Origin of the sequence: Streptomyces sp. NPDC051104 (assembly GCF_040682835.1) — a bacterium.
Classification (GTDB): Bacteria; Actinomycetota; Actinomycetes; order Streptomycetales; family Streptomycetaceae; genus Streptomyces; species Streptomyces cynarae.
Map to the genome: position 1 here is coordinate 1 of NZ_JBFBBS010000057.1, position 24146 is coordinate 24146.

Annotated in this window: 19 protein-coding genes; 8 read left to right on the top strand and 11 right to left on the bottom strand. The window is 72.7% G+C overall.

The window, feature by feature from the left end:
• Positions 1-90: 90 nt before the first annotated feature.
• Positions 91-2082, bottom strand: a complete 1992-nt coding sequence (locus tag AB0N14_RS36400) for a UvrD-helicase domain-containing protein (RefSeq protein WP_366030011.1) — start codon at positions 2080-2082, stop codon at positions 91-93.
• Between the two features lie 445 nt (positions 2083-2527).
• Here AB0N14_RS36400 and AB0N14_RS36405 point away from each other — a divergent pair, with 445 nt between their 5' ends.
• Positions 2528-2716, top strand: coding sequence for a hypothetical protein (locus AB0N14_RS36405; protein WP_366029984.1), 189 nt, complete (start codon positions 2528-2530; stop codon positions 2714-2716).
• A gap of 13 nt (positions 2717-2729) precedes the next feature.
• On the opposite strand, the gene AB0N14_RS36410 is transcribed toward AB0N14_RS36405, so the two are convergent.
• Both AB0N14_RS36410 and AB0N14_RS36415 read right to left on the bottom strand, forming a co-directional pair.
• Entirely contained in the window at positions 2730-4376 is a 1647-nt protein-coding gene (locus AB0N14_RS36410) for a DNA repair helicase XPB (protein WP_366029985.1), read from the bottom strand.
• Between the two features lie 125 nt (positions 4377-4501).
• Positions 4502-7111, bottom strand: coding sequence for a helicase-associated domain-containing protein (locus AB0N14_RS36415; RefSeq protein WP_366029986.1), 2610 nt, complete (start codon positions 7109-7111; stop codon positions 4502-4504).
• Between the two features lie 507 nt (positions 7112-7618).
• Here AB0N14_RS36415 and AB0N14_RS36420 point away from each other — a divergent pair.
• Together AB0N14_RS36420 and AB0N14_RS36425 are read left to right on the top strand one after the other, a co-directional pair.
• Complete coding sequence (locus tag AB0N14_RS36420; RefSeq protein ID WP_366029987.1) at positions 7619-8614, top strand: hypothetical protein; 996 nt, start codon at positions 7619-7621, stop codon at positions 8612-8614.
• Positions 8615-8749: 135 nt separating this feature from the next.
• On the top strand, positions 8750-9367 hold the full coding sequence (locus AB0N14_RS36425) for a haloacid dehalogenase-like hydrolase (RefSeq protein WP_366029988.1): 618 nt from the start codon (positions 8750-8752) through the stop codon (positions 9365-9367).
• Between the two features lie 7 nt (positions 9368-9374).
• On the opposite strand, the gene AB0N14_RS36430 is transcribed toward AB0N14_RS36425, so the two are convergent.
• A complete protein-coding gene (locus AB0N14_RS36430; RefSeq protein ID WP_366029989.1) occupies positions 9375-9629 on the bottom strand; it encodes a hypothetical protein in 255 nt (84 codons plus the stop codon).
• Between the two features lie 423 nt (positions 9630-10052).
• On the opposite strand from AB0N14_RS36430, the gene AB0N14_RS36435 reads away from it, so the two are divergent.
• On the top strand, positions 10053-10436 hold the full coding sequence (locus AB0N14_RS36435) for a cold-shock protein (protein ID WP_103845154.1): 384 nt from the start codon (positions 10053-10055) through the stop codon (positions 10434-10436).
• Positions 10437-10461: 25 nt separating this feature from the next.
• Here AB0N14_RS36435 and AB0N14_RS36440 read toward each other — a convergent pair whose 3' ends face one another.
• The 4 genes from AB0N14_RS36440 to AB0N14_RS36455 form a co-directional block, all read right to left on the bottom strand.
• Positions 10462-11316, bottom strand: coding sequence for a 1,4-dihydroxy-6-naphthoate synthase (locus AB0N14_RS36440; protein WP_366029990.1), 855 nt, complete (start codon positions 11314-11316; stop codon positions 10462-10464).
• Positions 11313-11999 carry a futalosine hydrolase gene (locus AB0N14_RS36445; protein ID WP_366029992.1) on the bottom strand — a complete coding sequence of 229 codons (687 nt, stop codon included), beginning with the start codon at positions 11997-11999 and terminating at the stop codon, positions 11313-11315. The genes AB0N14_RS36440 and AB0N14_RS36445 overlap by 4 nt, the downstream gene beginning before the upstream one ends.
• Positions 12000-12064: 65 nt before the next feature.
• Positions 12065-12526, bottom strand: coding sequence for a DUF2771 domain-containing protein (locus AB0N14_RS36450; protein WP_366029994.1), 462 nt, complete (start codon positions 12524-12526; stop codon positions 12065-12067).
• Between the two features lie 71 nt (positions 12527-12597).
• The gene (locus AB0N14_RS36455) at positions 12598-14031 is read right to left on the bottom strand and encodes an MFS transporter (RefSeq protein ID WP_366029995.1); all 1434 of its coding nucleotides are present in this window, start codon (positions 14029-14031) and stop codon (positions 12598-12600) included.
• Between the two features lie 377 nt (positions 14032-14408).
• Here AB0N14_RS36455 and AB0N14_RS36460 point away from each other — a divergent pair, with 377 nt between their 5' ends.
• Both AB0N14_RS36460 and AB0N14_RS36465 read left to right on the top strand, forming a co-directional pair.
• Positions 14409-15329, top strand: a complete 921-nt coding sequence (locus AB0N14_RS36460) for a DUF3027 domain-containing protein (RefSeq protein ID WP_366029996.1) — start codon at positions 14409-14411, stop codon at positions 15327-15329.
• Between the two features lie 230 nt (positions 15330-15559).
• On the top strand, positions 15560-18676 hold the full coding sequence (locus AB0N14_RS36465) for a molecular chaperone Hsp90 (protein WP_366029997.1): 3117 nt from the start codon (positions 15560-15562) through the stop codon (positions 18674-18676).
• Positions 18677-18680: 4 nt separating this feature from the next.
• Here AB0N14_RS36465 and AB0N14_RS36470 read toward each other — a convergent pair whose 3' ends face one another.
• Complete coding sequence (locus AB0N14_RS36470) at positions 18681-21074, bottom strand: cation-translocating P-type ATPase (protein WP_366029998.1); 2394 nt, start codon at positions 21072-21074, stop codon at positions 18681-18683.
• 118 nt (positions 21075-21192) lie between these two features.
• Positions 21193-21465, bottom strand: a complete 273-nt coding sequence (locus AB0N14_RS36475) for a DUF2530 domain-containing protein (protein ID WP_366029999.1) — start codon at positions 21463-21465, stop codon at positions 21193-21195.
• A 270-nt stretch (positions 21466-21735) separates the two neighbouring features.
• On the opposite strand from AB0N14_RS36475, the gene AB0N14_RS36480 reads away from it, so the two are divergent.
• Positions 21736-23187, top strand: a complete 1452-nt coding sequence (locus tag AB0N14_RS36480) for an NCS2 family permease (protein ID WP_366030000.1) — start codon at positions 21736-21738, stop codon at positions 23185-23187.
• Between the two features lie 33 nt (positions 23188-23220).
• On the opposite strand, the gene AB0N14_RS36485 is transcribed toward AB0N14_RS36480, so the two are convergent.
• On the bottom strand, positions 23221-23418 hold the full coding sequence (locus tag AB0N14_RS36485; RefSeq protein WP_366030002.1) for a ribbon-helix-helix protein, CopG family: 198 nt from the start codon (positions 23416-23418) through the stop codon (positions 23221-23223).
• A gap of 186 nt (positions 23419-23604) precedes the next feature.
• On the opposite strand from AB0N14_RS36485, the gene AB0N14_RS36490 reads away from it, so the two are divergent.
• Complete coding sequence (locus AB0N14_RS36490) at positions 23605-24042, top strand: MarR family transcriptional regulator (protein WP_366030003.1); 438 nt, start codon at positions 23605-23607, stop codon at positions 24040-24042.
• The last annotated feature ends 104 nt before the right edge of the window (positions 24043-24146 follow it).

Below are 24146 nucleotides of genomic sequence, written 5' to 3' on the forward strand. Positions count from 1 at the left end.
GGCACTCCCCCAAGCTCTTCGAGCAGGGGGTACCCCCAGAGCACGCACCGGACGCCGCTCCTTGACGGGCAAACGTTGCCTGCCGCGGCACTAGCCGAGTTGCGGCGGAAGCGGCGCCGCGTGCGTGACGATCAGGCCCGAGACCGCTCGGGTGAGGGCCACGTACAGGCGGCGCAGGCCCGTGCGTTCGTCCGGTTCGCCGTCGACGACGGCCTGGGGCTCGTCGAGGACGACGTAGTCGTACTCAAGACCCTTGGCGAGTGAGGCCGGGACCAGGGTCAGTCGGGTCTCCCGGGTGGTCTCCTCACCGGGGGCCAGATACGGGACGCCCGCCGCCGTCAGGGCCTCGGCCAGTGCGGGGATGCGGGCGTCGGCGGCGATCAGACCCGTCGAGCCCTCGTTGCGCAGCAACTCCTCGCAGGCGGCGACCACTCCGGTGGCCTCCGTGACCGTACGGACCTCGAAGAAGCCCGGGTTCTCGCGGACCGACGCGACCGGTGTCAGGCCCGGCGCGATGTGCGGCAGCAGCCGGGAGGCGTACGTGATCACGTCCGTCGGCACACGGAAACCCGCCGTCAGCTCCTCGATCACCGCCTCCGGCTTCCCGAGGTGGGCCAGCGCCTCCTGCCAACTCCTCGTCGCCCAGGGCGTGGTGCCCTGCGCCAGGTCGCCGAGCACGGTCGCCGAACCGGTCGTGCAGCGCCGGCCGACCGCCCGGTACTGCATCGGGGAGAGGTCCTGCGCCTCGTCCAGCACCACGTGCCCGAGCGAGTGCGTGCGCTGCACCAGGTCGGTGGCCTCGTCGATCAGCACGGCGTCCGCGGGCGACCACGTGGCGGACTTCACCGACCTGACCGGCTTCGACCAGAGGACCTCCTTCTGCTCGTCCGCGTCGAGGACCCCGTCCGCGTGTCCGGCGAGGAAGTCGGCGTCGGTGAGGAGCCGCAGGACCAGCTTGGCGGGGTCGACGGGCGGCCAGATCGCCTTCACCGCCGCCCTGACTGCCGCGTTGCGGGCAACGGCGTCCTGCACCCGGTCGTCCGGCGCCTCCCCCGAGCGCTCCATCTGGACGAGCACGGCGTGCGCGATCCGCTGCGGCAGGGCGTCGCGGGCGGCGCCGTACCGGATGTCCCGGTCCAGCAACTCCCGGACGATCTCCTCCAGTTCGTACGCCGGCACCCGCCACCGCCGCGAGCCCCGCACCACCACGACCGGCTCGGTGGGCATCGTCACGTGCGAACGGACGGCTCGGCGCAGGACCTCCGCCATGCGCGCGTCGCCCTTGATCACGGCGGCGGTCGCGGTGTCCGTGCCGCGCACCTCGACGTGCGCGACCAGGTCGTCGACCGTCGCCTGTTTGACCTCCAGCTCGCCGAGTGCGGGCAGCACCTGCTCGATGTAGTGCAGGAAGGACTTGTTGGGGCCGATGACGAGGGTCCCGGTGCGGGCCAGGCGCTCGCGGTGGGCGTAGAGGAGGTAGGCGACGCGGTGCAGGCCGACGGCGGTCTTGCCGGTGCCGGGTCCACCCTGGACGCACACGGTCCCGGACAGCCCGGCTCGTACGATCTCGTCCTGCTCGGGCTGGATGGTGGCCACGATGTCGCGCATCGGGCCGACGCGCGGGCGCTCGATCTCCCGCTGGAGCAGTTTGCTGGTGGTGGCGGCCTCGGCGGGGTCGGAGAGGTGTTCGTCCTCGTACGCGGTGAGGTCCCCGCCGGTGTAGCCGAAGCGGCGGCGCAGCCCGATGTCCATCGGGTCCTTCTTGGAGGCCCGGTAGAACGGCTGGGAGACGGGGGCGCGCCAGTCGATGACCATGGGGTCGCCGTCGGCGTCGTGCACGTGCCGGCGCCCGATGTGCAGTGTTTGATAAGCAGCCTTCGGCTGCGGGCGCTCGCCCTCTGCCCCCTCCGCCTGGTCGGCGCCGGGGGCGTGGAGGTAGTCGAGGCGGCCGAAGAAGAGGGGGGTGTGGCTGAGGTCGGCGAGGGCCTTGATGCGTTCCTCGATCTGGTGGGCGAGGACCTCCGCGTTGACCCAGTTCGCGGTGACGTCGCGGATGTCGAGGTTCTCCACGTCCTCGCGCATGGCCCGCAGGGCGGCCCGGGAGGCGGCGAGGTGGGCGCGCTCGCGGGAGAGGGGGTCGGTGTCGGACGGGGCGGTCGGGGTGGACACGGAAAGGTGCCTCCGGGGCGTGGCATGGAGCCGGGCGGTACGGGTTCGCGTACGCGCACGTACCGGCGGCCGGCTGCTGCGGTGACGGGTGGCGGTTCTGCCGTCCGGTTTCCGTCCGGACGGCGGCTCTCCGTGAAGGGAGGCGGGCAAGAGAGGGGATTCTAGGTGACGGGCGGATACGGCGGCCAACGGTTTTTCCGCCGTGCCGGCCGCCGCCCCAGGGGTGCGGCCCGGGTGCCCTAGGGGCCGGTGTCCCTCCCGGGTACTACGCGGGGGCGACTCCAGGGGGAGGTGAGGGCCGTGCAGGTTACGTCCCTGGTCCGACGCCATTCGGGTTGTGCGGCTCCACCATGGAGACATGAGCGCAGCAACCTTCACCCCCTCCCGGCACGGCCCGCCGTCCGGCGCGACGGCCATCGACGGCGACCACCACCGTCACCGCCTCGCCGACGCCCTGCGCGCCGTCAAGGTGTTCCTGGGCGCCGCGGTGGACGTGGTCCTCTTCGGCGAGTACGGCGAGGAGGCGGGTATCCGCCGCCGCCCCTAGTCGCCCAGCCCTCTCAGCTCTCCTCGGCCAGCATCTCGTCCGCGTCCACGATCCGGTACGCGTACCCCTGTTCCGCGAGGAAGCGCTGGCGGTGGGCCGCGAAGTCCTGGTCGATCGTGTCCCGGGCGACGACCGAGTAGAAGTGGGCCTGGTGGCCGTCGGCCTTGGGACGCAGCACCCGCCCCAGCCGTTGAGCCTCCTCCTGCCGCGACCCGAACGTCCCCGACACCTGGATGGCGACCGTCGCCTCCGGCAGGTCGATGGAGAAGTTCGCGACCTTGGAGACGACGAGCACGCTGATCTCGCCCTGGCGGAAGGCGTCGAAGAGCTTCTCGCGCTGCGTGTTGGACGTCTCGCCCTTGATGACGGGCGCGCCCAGATGCTCACCCAGCTCGTCCAACTGGTCGATGTACTGCCCGATGACGAGGATCTGCTGCCCGGCGAAGCGTCTGACCAGCGCCTCGGTCACCTTCCGCTTGGTGTCGGTGGTCGCGCAGTACCGGTACTTCTCCTCCGTCTCGGCGGTGGCGTAGGCGAGCCGCTCGGAGTCGGTGAGGTTCACCCGCACCTCCACGCAGTCGGCGGGCGCGATGTACCCCTGGGCCTCGATCTCCTTCCACGGCGCGTCGAACCGCTTGGGCCCGATCAGGGAGAACACGTCCGACTCGCGGCCGTCCTCCCGCACCAGCGTCGCCGTCAGCCCGAGCCGCCGCCGCGCCTGCAGGTCCGCCGTGAACTTGAAGACGGGCGCCGGAAGCAGGTGCACCTCGTCGTAGACGATGAGCCCCCAGTCACGGGAGTCGAACAGCTCCAGGTGCGGGTAGACGCCCTTCCGCTTGGTGGTGAGGACCTGGTAGGTGGCGATGGTGACCGGCCGGATCTCCTTCCTGGTCCCCGAGTACTCGCCGATCTCCTGCTCGGTGAGCGAGGTCCGCTTCACCAGTTCGTGCTTCCACTGGCGTGCGGAGACGGTGTTGGTGACGAGGATCAGCGTGGTCGCCTTGGCCTGCGCCATGGACCCGGCGCCGACTAGGGTCTTCCCGGCGCCGCAGGGCAGGACGACGACACCGCTGCCGCCGTGCCAGAAGTTCTCCACGGCCTGCTTCTGGTAGGGCCGCAGCGCCCAGCCGTCCTCGCGCAGTTCGATGGGGTGCGCCTCGCCGTCCACGTACCCGGCGAGGTCCTCGGCCGGCCAGCCCAGCTTCAGCAGCGCCTGTTTGATCTGCCCGCGCTCGGAGGGGTGCACGGCAACGGTGTCCTCGTCGATCCGGGCCCCGACCAGTGGAGCGATCCGCTTGGAGCGCAGCACCTCCTCCAGGACGGGCCGGTCGGTGGTGCTCAGGACCAGCCCGTGGGCCGGATGCTTGGCGAGGGTCAGTCGCCCGTACCGGTCCATGGTGTCGGCGATGTCGACGAGCAGCGCGTGCGGCACGGGATACCGGCTGTACTGCACGAGCGCGTCCACGACCTGCTCGGCGTCGTGCCCCGCGGCGCGGGCGTTCCACAGCCCGAGCGGGGTCACGCGGTAGGTGTGGATGTGCTCGGGCGCCCGCTCCAGCTCGGCGAACGGGGCGATGGCCCGACGGCAGTCGTCGGCCTGCTCGTGCTCGACTTCGAGGAGCAGGGTTTTGTCGGACTGGACGATCAGCGGACCATTCACGCGCGGCTGCCTTTCTGCACGGCTCTGCACGGCTCTGCACGGATCTGTATGGCTCTGCGCGACTCTGCACGGCCAAACGTCCAGTGTGCCTCATAGGAGGACGATCAAGGCCGGCTCGTGGACGGTCACTCCTGGTCGTCCGCGAGTTCCGCGACCCCCGTGACCCGGTGCAGCGGATAGGTGCGGACCTCGTCCGCCGTGTGGTCGTACGCCGTCACGAAGCCGCCCTCCACGCGGATGGGGGCGATGACGCGCTGGCTGGCGGAGCCCTCTGCGTTGACGTAGCCGATCCACAGGGACTCGCCGGTGAGCACGGCGGCCTGCATGGTGGCGAGGGTCTCGGCGGAGGTGGTGCGCGGGAGGTCGCCGCCGGTGGCGGGGGCGCCGGTGGGTTTGCGGGGGGCCGTGGAGGCCAGGTCGCCGGCGCGGATGGCGCGCAGGGCGGCCGTGAGGAGGGTGGCGTCCGGGGGCGGCGGGCCGTCCGGGACCGGCTCGGGCGGGGTGCGCGGCGGGGTGCGATGGGCGTGGGCGCGGGCGATCAGGACGTCGCCCTCGGCGGACTCGGCGGCCGGGGCGAGCCCCATGGCGCGCAGCCCCTCCAGGAGGGTCGCCGGGTCGGTCTGGGCGGCCAGGACGGTCGGGGCCAGGCGGCGCAGGCGCAGAGCGGCCGAGCGCTTGTCGGCGAGGATCTCGTTGAGCAGGGCGTCGTCGTCGCAGCGCACATACGCCGAGGCCGCCCCGACGCGCAGGTGACCGTGCCTCCGCGCGACGTCGTCGATCAGATAGGCCAGCGGCTGCGGGACCGGCGTGCGCGAGTGGGCGGCGAGGAAGGCGTGCAGGTCGGACGCGGTGCGGCCGGCGTCCAGGGCGCGGCGGACGGAGGCGGGCGTGAAGCGGTAGACGGTCGCGCCGCCCTTCGACTCCACCTCGGCGAGCACGCCGAGCACGTCGGCCAGCGGGCGCTGCAGCGGGCCGGGGGCCACCGCCGTGAGGTCCGCCTGCAGCAGGACGTGGTCCAGCGGTTCGGGCAGCAGCGGGGCGAGCAGGCGGGCGGCGCGGGAGGCGGCCGCGGCCTGCTCGGCGGGGGTGAGCGGGGCGCGGGGCGCGGCGGGCCGGTGGTGCTGGTGGTGGACGGGGAGCTTGTCGCCGGGGCCGGTCGCGGTGGGCTCGACGGCCGGAGTGTGACCGGAGGGCTCCCCGATCAGGGCGCGGCCGTGGGCGGACAGGGCGCCGCGGCCGGTGACGCCGAGGAGTTCCGCCTCGGAGAGCGTCCACTGGGCGAGGCGGGTACGCGGGTCGTCGGCCGGCGGCTGGGTGGCGGCGGGCTGGACGGCCGCGGGCCGGGTGCCGCGCGGGGGCCGCTCCCAGCGCAGCCGGGCCAGGATCGACTCGGGGGTGGCCGAGGTGCCTTCCGGCAGACCGGCGAGCAGAGTCAGGACCCGGTGGCGGACCTCGGGCGCGGACGAGCGGTCGAGACCGGGGCCGAGCGCGGACAGGGCGCGGTCCTTGGCGTCGCGCCCGCCGACCAGACCGGGGGTGCGGGTGGCGGCCAGCCAGGCGGTGGCGAGCCGGGTCCACCGCTCGGCGGCGGGGCGTTCCAGCCACTCGTCGTAGGCCGGGGTGGCCGCGTACCGCTCGTCGGCCTCGCCGTCCGAGGCGAGCAGGCCCGCCGCGTAGGCGAGTTCCACCCAGAAGGCGGCGACGGGCTCGGGCACGTCGAGGGCGACGGCCGTCCGCTTCAGATCCCGCACGCTGAGCCCGCCGGCCCGCAGCACGGCCGGCCCGCCCTCGTCCCAGTCCTTCAGCAGCTCCTCGACGGTGGCGAGCGCCGTGTACGCCTGACCGGCCGCGGTCGCGTCCACAACCTGTGGACGGTGTGTGGCGGCGGGCTCCACGGCGGACGGCAGCGGCTCGGGACGGCGGTGCGCCCGCCCGGACCGCAGATGCAGGGCGACTTCGCGGGGGAGTACGACGGTGCCGGGTGCCGTGGGCAGCAGCAGACCGCGGTCGAGGAGCCAGCGCAGACGTGGGGCGGGGTCCGGTGTGACCTGCCCGTACGGCGGCCCCCACACCAGCCGGTGGAGCACCTCGAGGGACTCGGCGGGGGCCGTGGCGAGGAGTGCGGCCATGCGGGCGCGGTCGCTGAAGAGGCCGGTGAGCGAGGAGACGGCGGACACGGCGTCGTGGGTCGTCGGCAGCCCGACGGTGGTGAGGATCTCCTGGATCCGCCCCGGGGACAGGCCGGCGGTGACCTCGGCGACGGTGGGGCCGAGGCCGGTGGGGGAGGGGTGCTGCGGGGTGGGGGCGAGCAGCTCGCGGGCGGTGCGGACGAGGTGGAGCCGGTCGTCGGTGCCCCACACGAGGGCCTGCTCGCGCAGGGTGGCGAGGGCGTGGGGGACGGCCTCGGCGACCACGGGATCGGCTTCGGCGCCGCCGTCACCGGTCATGAGCTGCACCAGTTCGCCGTACGACGCCGGGTCCGCGGCCACGGCGAGTGCCTCCGCCGTCTGCTGGGCGAACCGGTCGAGGCGCTCCAGCGCGCGGACGACGCTGGCGCGGGTGGCGGCGCGGGTGGCGAGCTGGGTGAGGTCGGTGGGGACCGGGGTGATGAGGTCCGGGCGGGCACGGAGGAGGGCAGCCAGGGAGGCGTCGTCCCGGGCGCGCAGGGATTCGGCCAGCGAACGGGGCGCACCGGTGCCGGTGGCTGCCTTGCGTGAGCGCTCCTCGGTCGTCATCCGGTCAACGGTAGCGGGTGTAACGGTGCCGACGCCTGCCCCGGCGGCGCAGCCACCGAGAGATCCCGCCCCCGCCGCCCCTACACCTCCCACCTCAGGAGCTCCGCCCCTGAAACCCCGGCGGCGACTACGCCACGGGGGACTACGCCCCCGGGCAGGCGGGGACTGCGGCGCTGCACCCCGGGGCCGGACGGGGAATGCGCCCCTGCACGCGCTCCAGGGAGCCGGCAGCGGCGCCCCTGAAGGGGCGCGGGGATCTGCGCGATCAGCCACCTGCGGCCGGCAGCGGGGCACTTGCCCAAGCCACCCAGGGGTTGGGGGCGGAGCCCCTGAAGGGGCGCGGGGAACTGCGCGATCAGCCACCTCCGGCCCGCAGCCGGACACTCGCCCGAGCCACCCCACCCTTCAGGCCGAAGGCCGACCGGGGGGGCTGGGGGCGAAGCCCCCAGAGTACGGTTCGCCCCGGTACGGTACGGGGGAGATGCGGCGCCACCCCGGAGGGGCTTCGTGGGGATTGAGAGCGATCAGCTCGTCTTCGACTATCTGAGCCGGGTCGGAGACGTGGCCCAGCAGCGCCAGTTGCCGTCGGCCGCGCGCATGCGCCTCGTGTCCGAGTTGCGGAACGAGATCGACCGGCGGCGGGCGAAGGCCGCCGTCGACAGCCCCACGGCCGTCCGCCGGATCCTCGCCCGGCTCGGCACCCCCGACGAGGTCGTCGCCGCCGCGTCCGCCGACGCCCCCGCCGGCGCCACCGACAGCCGCCCCGCCTCCGTCCCCCTCCAGCGGGCGGACGACACGGACGACCGCCCCAAGGGCCTGCGCCGGGTCGTACCCCGGCCCCGCCAGGCCGATCCGCCGCCCGTCGACACCTCCCGGAACGCCCCTTCCCCGCCCCACCTGGCCGGTGCCCACGAGCTCGGCGACAGCGCCACCCGGCCCGACTGGTGGCGGGTCGACGGCGGGCCCGGCGGTGCGTTCGAGGCCGGTGACGGCGTCCCCGGGTTCGTCGGCGGTGTGGAGATCCCTGAACTGCTGAAGCCGCCGCCGCGCCGCCCGCTGAAGCCGGAGACCGAGCGGAAGGAACCGGAGCCGGTACCGGCCGTGGAGTCCGCCCCCGCCGCCGAGGAGACCGCAGCCGCCCCCGCTCGCCGTCTGCCGCGACTGACGGGACGGCGCAACCCGCTGCTGCTCCTGGCCGCCGGTCTCCTCGTCGCCGGCGCCGTGCTCGGCAACTGGATCGCCCTCGGCCTCGGCTGGCTCATCGCCTGGGCCTCCCGTCGGCTGACCCCCACCGAGTCCAAGTGGGCGGTCATGGGCATGCCCGGCCTGGTCGCGGCCGCCGGCATCGTCTGGCTGTGGGGCCGCACGGACGGCCGCTGGGGCACCCCCATCCCGCAGGGCCACATGAACGACGCGATCGCCCAGACCTGGCCCTGGGTGGTCCGCGGCGCCGCCGTCGCCTCGGCCCTGTTCCTGGTCTGGCGCTCACAGCGCCGCCGGTGACACCACAAAGGCCCGGGCTCACCGGGCGGATTCCAGGGGCCGTTCCGTACTCATCGCTGCGCGATTGCTCGGTCGCGCTTACCCGCGTCCTCCGTTACTCCTCTACTCCTGTTCCCCCCTGGAACAATCGCCGATATGACTTCTCGCGCCCTCACCGTCGGCTTCGACCTCGACATGACGCTGATCGACTCCCGGCCCGGAATCCACGCTTGCTACCAGGCACTCTCCGCCCGGACCGGCACGTACATCGACGCCGACCTGGCCGTCACCCGGCTCGGGCCGCCGCTCGCGGAGGAGCTCGTGAACTGGTTCCCGGCGGAGGAGATCGACGCCGTGGCCGACCTCTACCGGGAGATGTACCCCGCCATCGCCATCGCCGCGACGCCCGCCCTGCCCGGCGCCCGCGAGGCGATCGACGCCGTACGGGCGGCCGGCGGGCGCGCGATCGTCGTCACCGCCAAGTACGAGCCCAACGCCAAGCTGCACATGGAGCACCTCGGCATCGAACCCGACGCGGTGATCGGCGACCTGTGGGCCGAGCGCAAGGCGGAGGCCCTGCTCGACCACGGCGCGGCGGTCTACGTCGGCGACCACACGGGCGACGTGCGCGGTGCCCGTACGGCAGGGGCCCACTCCGTCGCCGTCGCCACAGGCCCCTGCGACGCCGACGAGCTGCGGGCCGCGGGCGCGGACGTCGTCCTCGCCGACCTCACCGAGTTCCCGGCCTGGCTCGCGACGTACCGGGCTCGGTAGCGACCCGCTACCGCTGCCCCACTCCATGCGCCTGCCTGCGCCCCTCCGCGATCGACTGGAGCACACCGGCTCCCGCCATCAGGAAGCCCACACCCATGAGCATGCACAGGCCGTACATGTACGTCGGGAAAGGCTTCGTCCCCAGCAGCAACGGGGCCACGGTGACCAAAGTGGACACGGCCCCGAGGAAGAACACGATGGCGCCGGCACGGATCAGCCGGTCGCCGGCCGCGGCGGAATTCGCTTGGGTTTTGTCACGCACTGGACCAGGGTAGTTCCCACCGCGAGGAACCACTCAGCGACGTCTTGTCACCGGCCCGGGGACCATTAGCCTTGGTACCGGCGGGTCCACGCGGCCCGCTGCAGTGCTCTCCAGAGCAGTTTCCCGAAACACTTTGCAGACGCAGTTTCCGACGAGTACGAGGACGAGGGCAGACGTGCCTACCGGCAAGCAAGTGAGTCTGCTAGGCACAGAGACCCGCTACAGTCCTCCCCTTCGAAATCCCGACCGTCCCGCCTGGTCTCTCTCGTGGCTGAGGTTCCCTGGGGGGAGGGCAGTAGCCGGAAGGGGGTCATGCGTCCGTTTCCCCTCATGTGCAGGTGGGGAGAGGCCCGGTAGGCTGGTTCGACGGCCGATGGGCAGCAGTACCAGGGCGTACCTGGGGTGACCGAGGGAGTGTGTGCTTTGCCGACTGGCAAGGTCAAGTGGTTCAATAGCGAGAAGGGCTTCGGCTTTCTCTCCCGCGACGACGGCGGCGACGTCTTCGTCCATTCCTCGGTTCTCCCCGCCGGAGTGGATTCCCTGAAGCCGGGACAGCGCGTGGAGTTCGGAGTGGTCGCCGGCCAGCGCGGCGACCAGGCGCTGTCCGTCACCCTTCTGGAGCCGACCCCCTCGGTCGCCGCCGCGCAGCGCAAGAAGCCGGACGAACTGGCCTCCATCGTCCAGGACCTGACGACCCTCCTGGAGAACATCACCCCGATGCTGGAGAAGGGCCGCTACCCCGACAAGGCCTCCGGCAAGAAGATCGCGGGCCTGCTGCGCGCGGTCGCCGACCAGCTGGACGTCTGACCACGCGCACAGGGCACCGGCCCCGTCAGGGGAACGCGAGCGCATTCGGACCGAGGGGCGGTACCAGCCCCTCGGCCGCCGCGCGTGTGAGCAGGCCCCGGACCGCCGCATAGCCGTCCTCGCCCAGGTCGGCAGTGAACTCGTTCACGTACAGGCCGATGTGCTGGTCCGCCACCGCGGGGTCCATCTCCTGCGCGTGCTCCATGACGTACGGGCGTGACGTCTCGGGGTCGTCCCAGGCCGCCCGTACGGATGTGCGGATCGAGTCGGCGAGCACCTTCAGCGCGTCCGCGCCCAGCGACCGCTTGGCGATGATCGCTCCCAGCGGGATCGGCAGGCCGGTGGTGTCCTCCCAGTGCTCGCCCATGTCCGCGAGCTTGTGCAGAGCGTAGTTCTGGTACGTGAACCGCGCCTCGTGGATGACCAGCCCCGCGTCGACCTTCCCGTCCCGCACGGCCGGCATGATCTCGTGGAAGGGCATGACCACGATCTCCCCGACCCCACCGGGGACGGTGTCCGCCGCCCACAGGCGGAAGAGCAGATACGCCGTGGACCTCTCGCTCGGCACGGCGACCGTCTTGCCGGTGAGATCGACCCCCTCCCCCCGCGTGAGCACCAGCGGCCCGCAGCCCCGCCCCAGCGCGCCCCCGCAGGGCAGCAGGGCGTACTCGTCCAGGACGTACGGCAGGACGGCGTACGACACCTTCAGCACGTCGAGCTCGCCGCGCTCGGCCATCCCGTTGGTGATGTCGATGTCGGCGAACCTCACGTCGAGCGCCGGCGCGCCGGGCACGCGGCCGTGGGCGAGGGCGTCGAAGACGAACGTGTCGTTCGGGCAGGGGGAGTAGGCGATCTTCAGGGGCTCGGCGGATGCGGTCATGCTGCCTCCCAACTCTCCAATACGGGCGCTAGCTTCCCGAAGCCCTCCGTGAGGGCCGTGAGCGCGTCACCGATGCGCCAGGCGGCGCGGTCGCGCGGGCCGACCGGGTTGGAGACGGCCCGGACCTCCACGACGGGCGTGCCGTGCGCGGCGGCCGCCTCCGCGACCCCGAATCCCTCCATCGCCTCCGCGAGCGCCCGCGGATGCCGGGCCCGCAGCTCGGCGGCGCGCACGGCGCTGCCGGTCACGGTGGAGACGGTGAGGACGGTCCCGGCGCGCGCCCCGGTGGCGGTGACGAGATCTCGTACGAGTGATTCCGGCGGCCGATGGCTGACGGTCCCGAAGCCGAGCTCGGTGACCGGCAGGAACCCGTCCCCGGTCTCGGCCCCGAGGTCGGCAGCCACGATGTCGTCGGCGACGACGAGCGAGCAGACGGGCGCGTCGGGCGCGAAGCCGCCCGCGATGCCGGCGGAGACGACCAGGTCGTAGGGGGTGCCGTCGAGGGCGGCGGCGGTGAGCGCGGCGGCGGTGGAGGCGGCGGCGAGGGCGGGGCCCACCCCGGCGGCGAGCAGGTCGTAGGCGCCGGTGCGGTGCAGGGTCACCCCGGGGAGCCGTACCTCGGCGGCCGGGGATACGAAGGCCCTGGCCACCGCGTCCCGTTCCACGGAAACAGCGGTGGCCACCAGGACACTTCCCCAAGCTCTCGGCTCCGCTCGAGCAGGGGACACCCCAACCTGGGGGGACGTGATCAGGAGGCCTTCTCGAGCTTGAAGGACCACAGCCCCGTCACCTTGCTCTCGCCCTCCTTGATGGAGACGAGCGTGGAGTTGCCGCTCGCCCCGTACTGGGCGTTGAAGAACACGCTGCCCGGGATCGTGCGGTAGGTCTTGGTGCTGGACTCGGTCAGCGGCTGGCCGTTCATCAGGATCGTCCAGCCCTTGTCCGCGATGGTCGGGTCCACGCCGAAGCGGACCGTCTCGTCGGGGTCCACCTTGATCGACTTGATGTCCTTCGACTTCAGGCACTTCGCCAGATCGGCGGAGGGGATTTCCTTGCCGTCGTTGTAGCAGTCGGTCTGGGAGCTCACCGAGTTCGTGCCGACCGTGATGGTCGCCAGCGGCGACGGCTTGTCACAGGCGGACAGCAGGAGCAGTCCGGCGGAAACGGCGCCGAAGGCGGCTACGGCGCGACGGGAACGCAGTGCGGTCATGGCCGAAGGCTATCGGGCACGGCCGGAGCGCCCCCCACGCGGGGTCGACGACGTGCCGCCCGCTCCCGCGATCAGGCCCCACGCACCCGGGCCGGGGCCGTGCCCTCGCGCCGTGCCGAGGTCAGCAGCGCCCGTACCGTCGGCAGCCAGCCCGCCGCGACGATCGCCGCGCCGACCGAGAGCCCGAGCACCCCGTTGAGGGGGAGCACGATCCCGATCGCCCCGCCCAGCACCCACGCCATCTGCAACAAGGTCTCCGAGCGCGCGAACGCCGACGTGCGCACCAGCTCCGGCACGTCCCGCTGGATCAGCGCGTCCAGCGCCAGCTTGGCGAGTGCCTGCGCGAACCCGGCGACCGCCGCCAGACACGCCACCAGGAACGATCCGAAGAACACCGCCGCGGTGATCGCCGCGCCCAGCACCATCGCCACCACCGTCACGATGATCACTTCCGGTGCGCGTGACCTCAGCCAGGCGCCGACGGCCGTACCGAGCGCGTTGCCCGCGCCCGCCGCCACGCCCACGATGCCCAGCGACACCGCCGCGCTCTCCCCGGTGAGCGGGTGCTCGCGCAGCAGGAAGGCGAGGAAGAAGATCAGGAAGCCGGACAGACAGCGCAGCGCGGCGTTGGCGGCCAGGGCGTGGATGACGGCGGGGCCCACGGTGCGCAGCCCGGGCCGGCGTGAGGCCGCCCTGCGCTTGGGGCCGTGCAGATGCTCCTCGTCCGAGGCGAGCAGCGCACGGTCCTCTCCCTTCGCCGAGTCGACCTTCGGCGGCAGCGAGAACGACAGGAACGTCCCCGCGACGAACAGTACGAAGGCGCCGTACAGCGGCCAGTTGGGACCGATGGCGTGCAGCGCGGCCCCGACCGGGGCGGCCAGCCCGGTGGCGAGCAGGCCGCCGAGGGTGACCCGGGAGTTGGCCTTCACCAGCGAGAAGTGAGGCGGCAGCAGTCGTGGCACCACGGCGCTGCGGACGACGCCGTACGCCTTCGAAGCGACGAGGACGCCGAGCGCCGCCGGGTACAGCTCGAGGCTTCCGCTCGCCACCGCCCCCGAGATGATCAGCGCGAGCAGGGCACGGGCGAGCATCGCGCCCGCCATCGCGGCCCGCCGGCCGTGCGGGAGACGGTCGAGGAGGGGGCCGATCACGGGGGCGAGCACCGTGAACGGCGCCATGGTGATGGCGAGGTAGAGCGCGACGCGCCCGCGGGCCTCGTCGGTCGGCACGGAGAAGAAGACGGTGGAGGCGAGAGCCACCGTGATCATGACGTCGCCGGCCCCGTTCACGGCGTGCAGTTCGATCAGCTTGCCGAGGCCGGACTCGCCCGCGCCGTGCGCGTTCGTGGCCTTCCGGATACCGCGGGCGACACCGGTGAGCGGACGGCGCACGGCATGGCCGACCGCGCGGACGGACCCGCCGAACCGGCCCGAACCGCCACCCCGGCTGCGCCCACCGGCCCCACCGGCCCCGGTGGTTCCCTCGGACGACCTCGCGGCTGCCACCCCGTCATAGTGCCCCGAGAAGCGCGGGTGTAGTGCCGTTACCGCACGTACGGGATCGATGGGTGTCGTACCGGGGGCGGGGCGCGCCCACCCGAAGGGGCCGCGGCGACACGTCCGGAACGGCATGCGGAGGGCCGGGCTCCGGGAAAGCGCAGCGACTCGGTGTGGGCCCAGGGGCCCGGAGAGGGTAGCGTGCGTAGCGCGCCGTGGCGATTGTTCTCGGCCGCGCGCCTGAAATCCATCCCGCAGAATGGATGGTGTGGGTGCGCCCGAGCGCGATCGGGCGCGGACGTCGACGCGGCCCTCTGGTCCGCTCCGTCCGCTCCCAGCCGAGAAAGGGCGCACCCGTGAGACGGCGTAGGAGAGAAGCGATACCTGTGAGCGCGACAACGCGAAGCCGCACCCCCGACCGCCTGTGCGCCGAGGCGATCGACCTCGCCCGTACCGCCGCCGAGGAGGCCGCCGCGCCCGGCGTCGTCGGCGAGCACTCCGGGATGGTCTCCGAGGGTGACCGTGTTGTCACGCACTTCTTCGAGTGCAAGGAACTGGGGTACCGGGGCTGGCGCTGGGCGGTGACGGTCGCGCGGGCCTCGCGCGCGAAGGTCGTCACGGTGGACGAGACGGTCCTGCTGCCCGGCCCCGACGCGCTGCTCGCCCCGGAGTGGGTGCCGTGGAGCGAGCGGCTGCGCCCCGGCGACCTGGGGCCGGGCGACCTGCTGCCGACGGACGCCGAGGACCTGCGCCTGGAGCCCGGGTTCACCGGCGAGGAGGAGCCGCTCCCGAACGCGGCGGTCTCCGGCGAGATGGCCGAGCTGGTCGAGGCGGAGGACGCGGAGGTGACCGGCGGGGCCCCGGCGAACCTGCCGATCACCCCGTCGCGCGGTTCGATCTCCGCGGTGGCGGAGGAGCTGGGCCTGCGCCGCGCCCGGGTCCTGTCCCGCTACGGACTGCACGTCGCCGCCGACCGCTGGGAGGAGACGTTCGGCGCCAAGACGCCGATGGCACAGGCGGCTCCCGCCTCCTGTGTCTCCTGCGGCTTCCTGGTCCCGATCGGCGGCTCGCTCGGCCAGGCCTTCGGGGTGTGCGCCAACGAGTTCTCCCCGGCGGACGGCCACGTGGTCTCGCTGTCGTACGGCTGCGGCGGCCACTCGGAGGCGGCGGTCATGCCGAAGACGCCGCGCCCGGCTCCGCCGGTGGTCGACGAGACGAAGGTCGAACCGTTTCCGCTGCGGCCGTCGCCGGAGGGGTCGGTGCCGGCGGTGGCGGACGAGTCGTCGGCGGAGCTGGGGCACTCGTAGGGGGCACGTTCGGAGCCTGGTCCGGCATGACCAGCCCGTCTGGAGGTCCCGCTGCTCGAAGAGCTGGGGGAGTTCGAGGACGAGGCCGTTCAGGCCGACACGGGGGCTCGGGGGCGGAGCCGCCGGAACGGCCACCCGGTCAGACGGTGCCTTCCCACAGCGAACGGCCGACCTCGTGCACGGTACCTTCGTCCGGCGGCAGCCCCCCGCCGCCAGAGGGAGAGTGAACCGTGAGCAAGTTCGTGCGACCGGCAGCCGAAGGCGACCCGTTCGGCACGGCCCGCCTGCGCCGCGGCGTGCTGGACGCCTGGGCGACCAGCCCGGCCCGGTTCCGCGAGGACGCCAACGCCGAGGAGGACCTGGTCCTCGGCGGCTACCGCGACCGCCTCGTCGTAGAGCTCGCACAGAACGCCGCCGACGCCGCGGCCCGGGCGGGGGTCCCCGGACGGCTCCGGCTGACCCTCCGCGAGGGCGTGCTCGTCGCCGCCAACACCGGTGCCCCGCTCGACGCGGCCGGTGTCGAGTCGCTGTCCACCCTGCGGGCCTCCGCCAAGCGCGACGAACGGGAACAGGCCGTCGGCCGCTTCGGCGTCGGCTTCGCGGCCGTCCTCTCCGTCAGTGACGAACCCGCGGTCGTAGGCCGGCACGGAGGGGTGCGCTGGTCCCTGTCCGAGGCCCGGGAACTCGCCACCGAGACCGCCCGGCACAGCCCCGGCCTCGGCGACGAGATCCGCCGCCGCGACGGGCACGTACCGCTGCTGAGGCTGCCGTTCGCCGCCGAGGGCACCGCCCCCGACCCTTACGACACCGCCGTCATCCTCCCGCTGCGCGACGCGGCGGCCGCCGATCTGGCCGAGCGGCTGCTGGGGGCCGTCGACGACGCGCTGCTGCTCGCCCTGCCCGGCCTCGAAGAGGTCGTCGTCGAGATCCACGACTTCGGTCCCCGCACGCTGGTCCGCCGCACCGACGGCACCGACACCGTCGTGGAGGACTCCCGGGACGGCACGACCCGCTGGCGTACCGTCTCCCAGCACGGCCCCCTCACCCCCGACCTGCTCGCCGACCGCCCGGTCGAGGAGCGGCTGCGCCCCCACTGGTCCGTCACCTGGGCCGTCCCCGCCGAGGCCGACGGCACCCCGGGCCGTCCCCGCACCGCCCCGGTGGTGCACGCCCCGACCCCCAGCGACGAGCCGCTCGGGGTGCCCGCCCTGCTCATCGCGTCGTTCCCGCTGGACACCAGCCGCCGCCACGCCGCGCCCGGCCCGCTGACCGACTTCCTGGTGAAGCGCGCCGCCGACGCCTACGCCGAACTCCTCGCCGCCTGGCGCCCGGTGACCTCCGGCATCCTCGACCTGGTGCCGGGGCCGCTCGGCAAGGGCGAGCTGGACGGCGCGCTGCGCGGGGCCATCCTGGAGCGGCTGCCGCGCACCGCTTTCCTGCCGCCCGCGAACGAGCCCGGCGACGACGACGAACTGCCCGAGGCACTGCGCCCCCGGGACGCCGAGATCGTCGAGGGCGCCGGGGCCGGGACCGTGCGGGTGCTCGCCGAGGTGCTGCCCTGCCTGCTGCCCGCGGGCCTCGAACGCCGCGTGGAGCTGCGGACGCTGGGCGTGGCCCGGGTGCCGCTGACCGAGGCGATCGACCGGCTCGCGGGGCTGGAGAAGGCGCCGGAGTGGTGGTGGCGGCTATACGACAGCCTGGCCGGGGTCGACCCGGACCGGTTGTCCGGGCTGCCGGTGCCGCTGGCCGACGGGCGGACCACGATCGGGCCCCGGCAGGTCCTGCTGCCGACCTTCGACGGGCCGCCGGTGGCTGCGGAGGCGCTGGCCCGCCTCGGTCTGAAGGTCGCCCACGCGGACGGCGCCCATCCGCTGCTGGAGAAGCTCGGCGCGCTCCCGGCCACCCCGCGGGCCATCCTCACCACCCCGCAGGTGCGGGCCGCCGTCGCCGCCTCCCTCGAGGACGAGGGCGTGGGCTGGGAGGAGGACGGCCTGGACGCCGAGGAGCTGGCGGACACGGTGCTCGCCCTCGTCCGCGAGGCGGGCCTCGACCCCGGTGACGAGCCGTGGCTCGGCGCGCTCGCGCTGCCCGACGAGGACGGCGAACTCGCGCCCGCCGGGGAACTCGTGCTGCCCGGCAGCCCGTTCGCGAGCGTCATGCGCGAGGGCGAACTGGCCTTCGTGGACGCCGACCTGGCCGAACGCTGGGGCGAGCAGCCGCTGGCCGCCTGCGGCGTGCTCGCCGATTTCGCCCTCGTCCGCGCCACCGACGTCGTCCTCGACCCGGACGAACTGGAGCCCCGCCACTCCGACTTCGCCGAGCCCGACGACGTGGGGCTGCTCGACGCGGTCGACGTGTGGTGTGAGGACGTCCTCGACCGGCTGCCCGACACTCCCGTACCGCCGGTGGCGACCGAGGTCGTCGCGGTACGGGACCTGGACCTGGTCGACGACGACCGCTGGCCGCAGGCCCTCGCCCTGCTGTCGCAGCCCCCGCTCAGGGACGCGCTCACCCAGCCGGTGCGGGTGCTGCTGCCGGACGGCACGCACGAGGTCGTACGCCCCTACACGGCCTGGTGGCTGCGCGGCCACCCGGTGCTGGACGGCCGCCGCCCGGCCGGCCTGCGCTCGGCGGGCGGCGACCCGCTGCTGCACGGCCTGTACGACGAGGCGGACGCCACCGGCTTCGACGACGAGCAGGTGCTGCGCGCCCTCGGCGTACGGACGTCGGTCGCCGCCCTCCTCGACGAGCCCGGCGGCGCCGCGGAACTCCTCGACCGGCTTGCCGACCCGGACCGCGCCGTCACGGCCGCCCAACTGCACGCGCTGTACGGCGCGCTGGCCGAGCTGGACCCGCAGCAGGTGACCCTGCCGGAGGAGCTGCGGGCGGTGGTCGACGGGCGGGTGACCGTCGTGGACGCCGCCGACGCGGTGGTCGTCGACTCGCCCGACCTGCTGCCCTTCACCGAGGGCGTCCCCCTGCTGCCGGTCCGCCCGGCCCGGGCCGCCGACCTGGCCGAGCTGTTCCAGGTGCGGCGGCTGAGCGAGTCGGTGACGGGCCAGGTGACCTCCGAGGGTGTCGAGCACGACGTACCGGACTCGGTGCGGGTCCTGCTCGGACCGCGGACGCCGCAGACGTACGTGGAGCACGAGGAACTCGTCGTCGACGGGGTCGAGCTGGACTGGCGCCTGACGTCCGACGGTGTCCTGCACGCGGCCACCCTGGAGGGCGTCGCGGCGGGCCTGGCCTGGGCGGCGGGCCAGTGGCCGCGCCGCTTCGAGGTGGCGGCGCTGCTGGAGGACCCGTCCCGCACCGAGGAGCTGGCGCGGGACCGCTGGTTCGACTGAGGCATCACGCGGGGAACCGGCGGTCGACCCACTTCCACAGCACCTCCAGGGCGGCCGCCGACACCGCCGCGATGCCCACCGCGACCCAGGGGATCGTCTCCCCGACCAGCCTCAGGGCGAAGAAGTGCTGCAGCCACGGCACGGCCAGCACGCACATGAACGCGACGCCCATCGCGGCCACCAGACCGATCCGCCACCAGGTGTAGGGGCGGGCGACGATGGCCAGCACCCACATGGCGATCAGGAACAGCGTGAGGGTCGCCGCGCTGGTCTCCGCCTCCAGGGAGCCGGGGCCGCTGTAGTGGTGGCGGGCGATCAGGTAGGTGACGAACGTGGCGACCGCCGCCACCGCCCCGCACGGGACCGAGTACCGCATCACCCGCCGGACGAAGTGGGGCCTCGCCCGCTCATTGTTCGGCGCGAGGGCCAGGAAGAACGCCGGGACGCCGATCGTCAGGGTCGACAGCAGGGTCAGGTGCCGGGGCAGGAACGGGTACTCCACCTGCGAGCACACCACCAGCACCGCCAGAAGCACCGAGTACACCGACTTCACCAGGAAGAGCGTCGCGACCCGGGTGATGTTCCCGATGACGCGCCGTCCCTCGCCGACCACCGACGGCAGCGTCGCGAAGCTGTTGTCGAGCAGCACGATCTGCGCCACGGCCCGGGTCGCCTCCGAGCCGGAGCCCATCGACACCCCGATGTCCGCGTCCTTGAGCGCCAGCACGTCGTTCACGCCGTCGCCCGTCATCGCCACCGTGTGCCCGCGCGACTGGAGCGCGCCCACCATGTCCCGCTTCTGCTGCGGGGTGACCCGGCCGAAGACGGTGCCCTTGTCCAGGGACTTCCCCATCTCGTCCTGGTTCTGCGGCAGGTGCCGGGCGTCCATCACCTCGCCGCGGATGCCGAGTTTTCCGGCCACCGCGCCCACCGACACCGCGTTGTCGCCGGAGATGACCTTGGCGCGGACGTTCTGGTCGGCGAAGTAGCGCAGGGTGTCGGCGGCGTCCGCGCGCAGCCGCTGCTCCAGGACGACCAGCGCGGTGGGCCGGACGCCGGCCGTGACCCGGGGGTCGTCCAGGTCCCGGGAGGCGCGGGCCAGCAGCAGCACGCGCAGCCCCTGCTCGCTCAGCCGCTCGGTCTCGGTCAGCGCCGGGTCGTCGGGGTCGAGGAGGACGTCGGGGGCGCCGAGGAGCCAGGTGCCGGTCTGGCCGTCGCCCTCGCTGAAGGAGGCGCCGCTGTACTTGCGGGCGGAGGAAAAGGGCAGGGCCTCGGTGCAGCGCCAGTCCTCGCTGTCCGGGTAGGCGTCGATGATCGCCTGGAGGGAGGCGTTCGGGCGCGGGTCCGCCTCGCCGAGGGCGCCGAGGACCTTGCGTATGTGGGTCTCGTCGGCGCCCTGGAGCGGTCGCAGCTCGGTGACGTCCATGCCGCCCTCGGTGAGGGTGCCCGTCTTGTCCAGGCAGACGGTGTCGACGCGGGCGAGCCCCTCGATGGCGGGCAGCTCCTGGACGAGGACCTGCTTGCGGCCCAGCCGTATGACACCGATCGCGAAGGCCACGGAGGTCAGCAGGACCAGCCCCTCCGGGACCATGGGCACGATGCCACCGACCGTGCGGGCGACGGAGTCCTTGATCCCGTGCTGCGTCGTCACCAACTGGCTGATGACCAGGCCGATCGCGGTCGGGACCATCATCCAGGTGACGTACTTGAGGATGGTGGAGATGCCGGTGCGCAGCTCGGAGTGCACGAGCGTGAAACGGCTCGCCTCCTCGGCGAGCTGGACGGCGTAGGCCTCGCGGCCCACCTTGGTCGCCTGGAACGCGCCACCGCCCGCGACCACGAAGCTGCCGGACATCACCGGGTCACCGGGCCGTTTGACGACGGGGTCGGCCTCTCCGGTGAGCAGCGACTCGTCGATCTCCAGCCCGTCGGTCTCGACGCCGACGCCGTCGACGACGATCTTGTCCCCCGGCCCGATCTCGATGACGTCGTCCAGCACGATCTCGGACGTACTGATCTCGGCCGCCGTCCCGTCCCGGCGCACGGTCGGCCGTGCCTCGCCGAACACCGCCAGGGAGTCGAGGGTCTTCTTGGCCCGCCACTCCTGGACGATGCCGATCCCGGTGTTGGCGATGATCACGTATCCGAACAGGCTGTCCTGGAACGGCGCCACGAACAGCATGATCAGCCAGAGGACACCGATGATCGCGTTGAAGCGGGTGAAGACGTTCGCGCGGACGATCTCGCCCAGGGAGCGGCTGCTGCGCAAGGGAACGTCGTTGACGTCACCGCGGGCGACCCGCTCGGCCACTTCGGCGGCGGTCAGGCCGCGCGTCCGCACGGGCATCGGGGCGGGGTGCACGGGATCGAGTTCGGCACCCGCGTCGATGTGCGTCATGCATTCGACGGTACGTGCGGATTTGCGCCTTCACCCGCCGAGCACCTCAAAGATCCGACCAGGGCAGGAGGGCGGCTCACGCGGGGGTCGGAGGAGCGCGGGAGAGGTACTGCGAAAGTCACCGCTCGGCGTCGGCGGCCCGCTTGATCGCCGTCTCCCGCTTGATCGCCGCGTCCCGCTTGCGTACGTACCAGATGCCCACGCAGCCCAGACCCGCTCCCGCCAGGCACGTCCACAGCCACCATGTGTGCCCGTGGTCGGCGAACCAGCCGTAGAACGGCAGCTGGACCAGGAACATCAGGAGCCAGAGGATCGTGCCGCCGGTGACGACGGGCACCACGGGGCCCTCAAGGGGCTCCGGCGCCTCGTGCCTGGGGGTCCACTTCGCCATGCGCACAGCTTACGAGGAGCCGAAACCGCCCCCGACCGCGACCCGGGCGTGACGCGGGCGCGAGCCGCGGCCTTGCATACCAAGGGTCTACGCGCGGAGATAGCGATCAGGGCCCTATATGTTCATACTGAAACGGTTCGAGTCTGGCCGCTTATGTTCGTATGAAGCACCAACAGAGGCATGGGGGAATCTGTTGGTGACAGGCGAGGGCGAGACTCGATCACGTTTGTTCAGCGATCCCCGTGATCCCCGTGCACATTGAGGTCCCGCATGCCCACCTCGGCCCCCGCCAAGGCCTCCGCCCCGCAGCAGCCGGGCACCCGGCCGCCGTCCGGCGCCCTCGACCGCTACTTCGAGATCTCCGAGCGGGGCAGCACGCTGTCCCGCGAGATCCGTGGCGGTTTCGCCACCTTCTTCGCGATGGCGTACATCATCGTGCTGAACCCGATCATCCTCGGCAGCGCGAAGGACATGTACGGGCACCACCTGGACCACGGCCAGCTCGTCACCGCGACCGCCGTGACCGCCGCCTTCACCACGCTGCTCATGGGCGTGATCGGCAACGTCCCGATCGCCCTCGCCGCCGGCCTCGGCGTGAACACGGTCGTCGCCCTCCAGCTCGCCCCGCGCATGTCGTGGCCGGACGCGATGGGCATGGTCGTCCTCGCCGGTTTCGTGGTGATGCTCCTCGTCGCGACGGGTCTGCGCGAGCGCGTGATGAACGCCGTGCCGCTCGGCCTGCGCAAGGGCATCTCGATCGGCATCGGCCTGTTCATCATGCTGATCGGTCTCGTGGACTCCGGCTTCGTCACCCGTATCCCCGACGTCGCCCAGACCACGGTCCCGCTCCAGCTCGGCATGAACGGCCACCTCAACGGCTGGCCGGTGCTGGTCTTCCTCCTCGGCGCGCTGCTCACCTTCGCGCTGATCGTCCGCAAGGTGCCGGGCGCGATCCTGATCTCGATCGTCGCGATGACGGTCCTCGCGGTGGTCCTCAACGCCGTCGCCAAGATCCCCAACTGGGGGCTGACCGTCCCGAAGTGGCCCGGCAACCCGGTCGCCAGCCCCGACTTCGGCCTGATCGGCAAGGTCAGCCTGTTCGGAGGCTTCGGCAAGGTCGGTGTGCTGACCGGCATCCTGTTCGTCTTCACGGTCCTGCTGTCGTGCTTCTTCGACGCGATGGGCACGATCATGGGCATCAGCGACGAGGCCAAGCTGACCGACGCCGAGGGCAACATGCCCGGCATCAACAAGGTCCTCTTCGTCGACGGCATCGCGGTCGCGGCGGGCGGCGCCAGCTCCTCCTCGGCCACCACCTGCTTCGTGGAGTCCACGGCCGGTGTCGGCGAGGGTGCGCGCACGGGCTTCGCGAACGTCGTCACGGGCCTGCTGTTCGCGGTGGCGCTCTTCCTCACCCCGGTCGCCACGATGGTCCCGTCCCAGGCGGCCACCCCGGCCCTGGTCGCGGTGGGCTTCCTGATCCTTTCCAACTCGATCAAGGAGATCGACTGGGCGGACTACACGATCGCCATCCCCGCCTTCGTGACCATGCTGATGATGCCGTTCACGTACTCGATCACGAACGGCATCGGGATGGGCTTCATCACCTTCGCCCTGCTGCGTCTGGCCGCGGGCCGCGGACGCGAGGTCCCGGCGGCGATGTACATGGTGGCGGCGGTCTTCGCCTTCTACTACCTGATGCCGGCGCTGGGCCTGACCTGATCCGCCGGATCGGCCTCCGGGGTCGGGCGAGGGTCAGGTGACCCTAGAACCGTTGTAGAACCGTTCCGTCTCCTCGACGGCGGCCTCGAACCGCTGGTCGAAGTCATCCCGAATGAGCGTCCGGACGACATAGTCCTGCACGCTCATTCCTCTTCTGGCGGCGTGGTGCCGGAGCCGCTCGAGCAGCTCCCTGTCCATCCGCAGGCTGAGCACGCTGGTCCCCATGGCCATGAGGGTTGCCCGACCCGGGCGCGCGAGGGGTCGCGTTCCGCTGCCGGATCACTCATTCGAGTGATGTGGGCAGTTCAGGGGTTTCTTGCCTGATCCAGATGTGCCGCTGTGGAAGTGGCCGGAGTCACCCTTGTGGGCGTACGTCCAGGTGGTCTTTAGGGAAAGTAATGAGTTATCCTAAAGAGCATGCCTGACCTGACCCATGGCGACGACGCTGCCGCCGTGAACGCTCTCCGCTCCGCCGTGATGCGTCTGTCGCGCCGACTCAAGCACCAGCGGGTCGACGAGTCGCTGAGCCCGACCGAGATGTCGGTGCTCGGCACCCTGGCCCGCTGCGGCTCCGCGACCCCGGGCGAGCTCGCCCGCAAGGAGCACGTCCAGCCGCCCTCGATGACCCGCATCGTGGCCCTGCTGGAGAGCAAGGGTCTGGTGGCCCTCGAGCCCCACCCCGAGGACCGGCGCCAGAAGGTGGTCACCCAGACCGAGCGTGCCGAGGCGATGCTCGAGGAGAGCCGCCGCAAGAGAAACGCGTTCCTGGCCGGACTGATCGAGGGCCTGGAGGAGGACGAGTGGGCGGCACTGCGCGCCGCGGCCCCCGTCCTCGAGAAGCTCGCGCACCTGTGACCGGGGCGCATCCGGGGTACCGCACCACCCCGAGCAGGGGTGTCGCGGCTACGGGTGCGTGCCCGTGCCGGACGCCCACCGTGACCGACGCGGCCCCCACTCGC

Bases quoted from the DNA above. Each gene is read 5' to 3' on its own strand.
- AB0N14_RS36490 (WP_366030003.1), top strand. From the start codon at position 23,605: ATGCCTGACCTGACCCATGGCGACGACGCTGCCGCCGTGAACGCTCTC.
- AB0N14_RS36450 (WP_366029994.1), bottom strand. From the start codon at position 12,526: ATGACCGCACTGCGTTCCCGTCGCGCCGTAGCCGCCTTCGGCGCCGTT.
- AB0N14_RS36470 (WP_366029998.1), bottom strand. From the start codon at position 21,074: ATGACGCACATCGACGCGGGTGCCGAACTCGATCCCGTGCACCCCGCC.
- AB0N14_RS36440 (WP_366029990.1), bottom strand. From the start codon at position 11,316: ATGACCGCATCCGCCGAGCCCCTGAAGATCGCCTACTCCCCCTGCCCG.
- AB0N14_RS36425 (WP_366029988.1), top strand. From the start codon at position 8,750: ATGACTTCTCGCGCCCTCACCGTCGGCTTCGACCTCGACATGACGCTG.
- AB0N14_RS36475 (WP_366029999.1), bottom strand. From the start codon at position 21,465: ATGGCGAAGTGGACCCCCAGGCACGAGGCGCCGGAGCCCCTTGAGGGC.
- AB0N14_RS36415 (WP_366029986.1), bottom strand. From the start codon at position 7,111: ATGACGACCGAGGAGCGCTCACGCAAGGCAGCCACCGGCACCGGTGCG.
- AB0N14_RS36480 (WP_366030000.1), top strand. From the start codon at position 21,736: ATGCCCACCTCGGCCCCCGCCAAGGCCTCCGCCCCGCAGCAGCCGGGC.
- AB0N14_RS36405 (WP_366029984.1), top strand. From the start codon at position 2,528: ATGAGCGCAGCAACCTTCACCCCCTCCCGGCACGGCCCGCCGTCCGGC.
- AB0N14_RS36485 (WP_366030002.1), bottom strand. From the start codon at position 23,418: ATGGCCATGGGGACCAGCGTGCTCAGCCTGCGGATGGACAGGGAGCTG.
- AB0N14_RS36400 (WP_366030011.1), bottom strand. From the start codon at position 2,082: ATGCGCGAGGACGTGGAGAACCTCGACATCCGCGACGTCACCGCGAAC.